The 5241-nt window shown below is 37.8% G+C and carries 5 protein-coding genes and 1 pseudogene; 1 reads left to right on the top strand and 5 read right to left on the bottom strand.

Going from position 1 to position 5241, the window contains the following annotated elements; all coding sequences use genetic code 11:
• Nucleotides 1–78 precede the first annotated feature (78 nt).
• Both SMIDD26_RS05660 and SMIDD26_RS05655 read right to left on the bottom strand, forming a co-directional pair.
• Nucleotides 79–354: an HU family DNA-binding protein gene (locus tag SMIDD26_RS05660; RefSeq protein ID WP_001284639.1), complete on the bottom strand. Its 276-nt coding sequence runs from the start codon at nucleotides 352–354 to the stop codon at nucleotides 79–81.
• 106 nt (nucleotides 355–460) lie between these two features.
• Nucleotides 461–1300: a DegV family protein gene (locus SMIDD26_RS05655; RefSeq protein ID WP_061439431.1), complete on the bottom strand. Its 840-nt coding sequence runs from the start codon at nucleotides 1298–1300 to the stop codon at nucleotides 461–463.
• Between the two features lie 141 nt (nucleotides 1301–1441).
• Between SMIDD26_RS05655 and SMIDD26_RS05650 the strand changes: the two genes are divergently transcribed.
• Nucleotides 1442–2290: a YitT family protein gene (locus SMIDD26_RS05650; RefSeq protein WP_061439428.1), complete on the top strand. Its 849-nt coding sequence runs from the start codon at nucleotides 1442–1444 to the stop codon at nucleotides 2288–2290.
• 87 nt (nucleotides 2291–2377) lie between these two features.
• Here the strand turns inward: SMIDD26_RS05650 and SMIDD26_RS05645 are convergent.
• The 3 genes and pseudogenes from SMIDD26_RS05645 to SMIDD26_RS05635 form a co-directional block, all read right to left on the bottom strand.
• A pseudogene (locus SMIDD26_RS05645) lies at nucleotides 2378–3296 on the bottom strand (bifunctional riboflavin kinase/FAD synthetase).
• A gap of 256 nt (nucleotides 3297–3552) precedes the next feature.
• The gene (locus tag SMIDD26_RS05640) at nucleotides 3553–4413 is read right to left on the bottom strand and encodes a methionyl aminopeptidase (RefSeq protein WP_000631543.1); all 861 of its coding nucleotides are present in this window, start codon (nucleotides 4411–4413) and stop codon (nucleotides 3553–3555) included.
• Between the two features lie 15 nt (nucleotides 4414–4428).
• Nucleotides 4429–5241 (bottom strand): CBS domain-containing protein (locus SMIDD26_RS05635; RefSeq protein ID WP_134990198.1); only part of this gene is annotated, 813 nt, incomplete at its 5' end.

Here is a 5241-nt window from a genome sequence, read left to right as displayed (position 1 = left end):
AATTTTGCCCCCTATACACAAAAAAAGACCTACTGCCCAAGCTAGAAAGCTTGATACAATAGGCTTTTTAAAGGCTGATTATTTAACAGCGTCTTTAAGAGCTTTACCAGCTTTGAATGCTGGAACTTTAGAAGCTGCAATTGTCATTTCTTTACCAGTTTGTGGGTTGCGACCTTTACGTTCTGCACGCTCACGAACTTCAAAGTTACCAAAACCGATCAATTGAACTTTTTCACCAGCTGCAAGATAGTCAGCTACTGCTGCAAATACAGCTTCAACTGCTGCTGCTGAGTCTTTCTTAGTCAATTCTGTAGCTTCTGCTACTTTAGCGATCAAATCTTGTTTGTTTGCCATGTTAATGATTCCTCCAAATAATTTCTAATTAACAAATATAATCATATCCTAAAATCCCTTTTAGGTCAAGTTAAAAACGCTATTTCTTCCCATTTTATTTATTTTTTTAGGAGTGGTAACGTACCAAAATAGCCCAAGCGTTCTCACCCGTGTGAGTTTGAATAATGGAACCCGTTTCCAAAACAGAAATTGGCTTTTCAACATAAGCTTGTAAGCTTTCTTTCATCTCTTTTGCCCAATCATCACTACCAGAATATGAAATTCCAATCTCTGCTACAGAACGTTCAGAAAGCGATGTTATCAACTCATCTAACCATTTTTTAAAAGTTTTAGCTCCACGACCTTTAACCATTGGCTGCAATTCATGGTCTTTCATTTGCATGACAACACGGATATTGAGAAGTGAGCTCAACAATCCAGTTACACGGCCAATTCGTCCACCTTTGACAAGATTTTCCAAAGTTGAAACGCCAATATAAAGTTCTGTGTTGTTTTTAACCTCTTCTACATGAGATAAAATTGTCTCCATGTCTTTGCCTTCTTGTGCTAATTTAGCAGCTTCGACAACTTGGAATTTCAAGGCTTGGTCAGTGAAGGAACTATCGATAACTGTCACATCGGCAGTAGATAAACTAGCACCTTGGCGCGCTGCTTCTACAGTCCCCGAAAGAGCATGAGACATATGAATAGCAAGAATCTGGCTACCATCCTTGCATAGGTCTTCAAACACTTCAGCAAAGACACCTACAGGCGGCTGACTTGTTTTCGGAAGATTCTTAGCTTCTTGCATCAAGTGAAGGAATTTACCTTCTTCTTTCAAATCAGCATCAGAATAAACAACATTATCAATCATTACAGATAATGGAACAATTGTAATATCTAATTGTTTTACTAGTTCTGGTTCAATAGTAACAGATGAATCGGTTACAATCTTAATTTTTGTCATAGTATCAATCTTTCTATTTTAGGATTCAGATTGGTTTTCTTACTTCTAATTATATCAAAAAAAGATTAAAAATCCTAATGGAGTCATTCAAATTTTCCTTAAAAATTTGATATAATCTACTTATAAGAAAAGAGGTGTCCTATGATTAAAAAAATTTACCCCATTTTTACCATTTTACTAGGTGCTGCTATTTATGCTTTTGGCCTGACTTATTTTGTAGTTCCCCATCATCTCTTTGAAGGAGGGGCGACAGGCATTACCCTTATCACCTTTTATCTTTTTAAAATCCCTGTTTCTCTCATGAACCTGCTGATTAACATTCCCCTTTTCATCCTAGCTTGGAAAATATTTGGAGCAAAATCTCTCTATTCTAGTTTGCTTGGAACCTTAGCTTTGTCAGCTTGGTTGGCTTTTTTTGAGCGTATTCCCCTTCATATTGACCTTCAAGGTGATTTACTAATCACAGCCCTTATAGCGGGAATTCTATTGGGAATTGGCCTTGGAATTATTTTTAATGCTGGAGGTACAACTGGCGGAACTGATATTCTAGCTCGTATTCTCAATAAATACACTCATATATCAATGGGAAAACTACTCTTTATCTTAGATTTTTGTATTCTCATGCTTATTCTCCTAATCTTCAAGGATTTGAGATTGGTTTCCTACACACTCTTATTTGATTTTATCGTTTCTCGTGTCATTGATTTGATTGGCGAAGGTGGCTACGCAGGTAAAGGCTTTATGATTATCACAAAACGTCCTGACCAACTTGCTAAAGCGATTAATGATGATCTAGGAAGAGGCGTTACTTTTATTTCTGGTCAAGGCTACTATAGTCAAAAAGATTTGAAGATTATCTACTGTATTGTCGGTAGAAATGAGATTGTAAAAATGAAAGAAATGATTCATCGAATCGATCCTCAAGCCTTTATAACCATTACAGAAGCCCATAAAATCCTTGGAGAAGGATTCACCTTTGAAAAAGAATAAAAAGAGGTAGTGTAGTGACCTCAAAAGTTAGACTTATTCATCTACCTTTTGGGTTACAGACAATCTCTTTTTTAATTACCCAAACTCTTAATACCAATTCCGAGCTACTTCTTCATCAGCCTTTAACCGATCCACTAATTGGTCAACTGAGTCAAATTTGGTCATATCTCGAATGCGATCAAGCCAATAAACCATAACGGTTTCACCATAAATATCTTGATTAAAATCAAAAATGTTGACTTCAAAACGTGCTTCTTCTCCATCAAAGGTCACATTTTTCCCGACACTAGCCATAGCACGATACTTCTGTCTTTGAATCTCAACATCAACGACATAAACGCCATCTGCTGGCATATAAGTACGATCTAAAAGCACTAAATTCGCTGTCGGATAACCAATCGTACGACCACGAGCATTACCATGAACCACCATACCTCTGGATGGAAGCGGTGCCCCCAAAAGTTCTCCTGCTTCTTTCACATTTCCATCTAAAATAAGCTTGACGGATACGAGTTGAACTAATCTTTCCTTTCTCATCTTCTACAGGTGGTACAATGATAACTTCTCCATCAAAGTAATCCTTTAAGTCTTCTGCCGTTTTTTTGTCAGAACCAAATGTATAATCAAAACCTGCAACAATAATTTTGGCATTCATAGCCTTGATATAAGTTGCAAAAAATTCTTCTGCCGTGAGACTAGCGAATTGACTACTAAAATCAAGGAGATATAATTCTTCTACACCTTCTCGTTTTAATTTTCTTTCACGTTCAGCAGGGTTCAAAATATGCAAAAATAAATCCGGATGATAAGGCTCTAAAGCAATCTTTGGTGATTCATTAAAGGTCATAACGACGATAGGTAACAAATCCTTTCTCGCAGCCTTGTTGGCAACACGAAATAATTCTTGATGCCCCTTGTGTATGCCATCAAAATAGCCGAGAACAACGACTGAATCAGATGGTGTGCCAATATCTTTTTGGTTTTTTATAGGAATAGTAATAATCATAAACTAATTATATCATAGCGATAGCTATTTCTGGAACAGAAAATCTGAAATGTCGTTTTTTTCACCTGAAGTGTACCATTTTAGAAGAATTTTATTTTTGAAATCGTAATACAGAACAAGAGATTGAGATAAGGATCTTAAAATCAGAAAAACGCATTATACCAGGCATTAAAAGCTTGATACAATACGTTTTACTATAAAAAGATCTACTGGATTTTTTATCAAAATAAACTTCCAGTAGTCTTTTCACTTTTTATTAATAAGTTCCTTCTTCACCTTGGCTAGTCAAGATAACAGGTCCATCTTTCGTAATGACAAATTGGTGTTCATACTGACAAGATAGGCCACCGTCAATAGTCTTATGCGCCCAACCGGTCTTCATATCTGTATCGATTTCCCAGTCACCGGTATTAATCATTGGTTCAATGGTTAATACCATTCCTTCACGGAGACGAAGCCCACGACCAGCAATACCATAGTTAGGAACCATTGGTTCTTCGTGCATGGTTGGGCCAACACCATGACCAACTAAATCACGCACTACACCGTAACCACGACTTTCAGCGTATTCTTGAATAGCCGCACCGATATCACCAATGCGATTTCCAACAACAGCTTGCTCAATCCCCTTGTACATGGCTTCTTTAGTTACATCCATCAGATTTTTCACTTCTTCGGACGGTGTACCTACAGCATAAGCCCAACATGAGTCTGCTAGACCACCAGAGTAGCTCTGAGTGTATTTTTTCATTTGCTCCACATTGTTGAAGTTTAATTTTGAGACATTCAGGTCAGATTTAGCAATTGGACCACCCAAAACCATATCAACTTTGAGCAAATCACCATCTTTCAAGATGTAGTGACGAGGGAAAGCATGAGCTACTTCATCATTAAGAGAGCAGCAGGTAGCATAAGGATAGTCCATCATGGCACCGTCAACCCCAATCTGAAGCGGAAGGAAATTTTCTTCTTTACAACGACGGCGAACGTATTCTTCAACTTCCCACATATCTACGCCAGGCTTAATCAAATCACGTAAGCCGATATGAATACTTGCTAGAAAATCACCAGCCTTGTCCATAGCTTCAATTTCACGAGCTGATTTTAATGTTATCATTTTTTCTCCTAGTTTCTAATTAATTTTAACAGTCACATTTGCTTTTGAAACAATCTGATGACCATGATAAATATCGTAATCAATAATAGCTGATCGTCTAGTATGGTGGATAATGCGTGCTTGAATGCGCAGTATATCATCTATCTGAACAGCCTGCAAAAAGTAGATCAGCATTTGCTCGATAATGAGATTGCGACCACTATTCACAACTAAATCTTGGGTCATATGAGTCAGTATCTCTGCCAGTACACCGTTAGCTAAAACACCGTTTTTCTCAAGCATAAAGGGTTCCACTGTAATGACGACTTCATCATGGTGATAAGAAAGTTTTTGTCCAATCTGCTCAGAAAAAGTCGGTAGAGCCGAAACTTGGGAACGGCTCATCTTTTCCATGACATCTCGTCGTGTCACAACCCCAAGCAAGGTTTGATTATTCCGAACAACCGGTACCATTTCAAAGTCTTCAGCAATCATCCGTTGACTCACATTGGCAATATTTGTCGATAATCCAACCAAAAACAGACTACGAGACATGACTTTATCAATTGTGGTACCTGGTGACTTATCACCCGCATCTCTCATAGTAACAACCCCAACAACGACCTGATGTTGATTGATAACTGGGAAACGACTACTACGATTCTTACGTACCAAGTCCAAATAATCTTTGACTGTGTCGGTCTCTCTCAGAAAACCATACTCATGACTTGGACGATAAAGCTTCTCAACTGTCAAAATATCAGTCTTGATTTGGACATTTGACAAGGCTTTATTGATCATGGTCGCGACAGTGAAAGTGTCATGCTTGCTTCTCAGAACAGGAATTCC

It is taken from the genome of Streptococcus mitis (assembly GCF_001579035.1).
In the GTDB taxonomy this organism is placed as follows: Bacteria; Bacillota; Bacilli; order Lactobacillales; family Streptococcaceae; genus Streptococcus; species Streptococcus mitis_J.
The sequence above is the reverse complement of the archived record's forward strand: the minus strand, read 5'-3'. Positions and strand labels throughout refer to the sequence as shown.

Bases quoted from the DNA above. Each gene is read 5' to 3' on its own strand.
- SMIDD26_RS05660 (WP_001284639.1), bottom strand. From the start codon at position 354: ATGGCAAACAAACAAGATTTGATCGCTAAAGTAGCAGAAGCTACAGAA.
- SMIDD26_RS05655 (WP_061439431.1), bottom strand. From the start codon at position 1,300: ATGACAAAAATTAAGATTGTAACCGATTCATCTGTTACTATTGAACCA.
- SMIDD26_RS05650 (WP_061439428.1), top strand. From the start codon at position 1,442: ATGATTAAAAAAATTTACCCCATTTTTACCATTTTACTAGGTGCTGCT.
- SMIDD26_RS05640 (WP_000631543.1), bottom strand. From the start codon at position 4,413: ATGATAACATTAAAATCAGCTCGTGAAATTGAAGCTATGGACAAGGCT.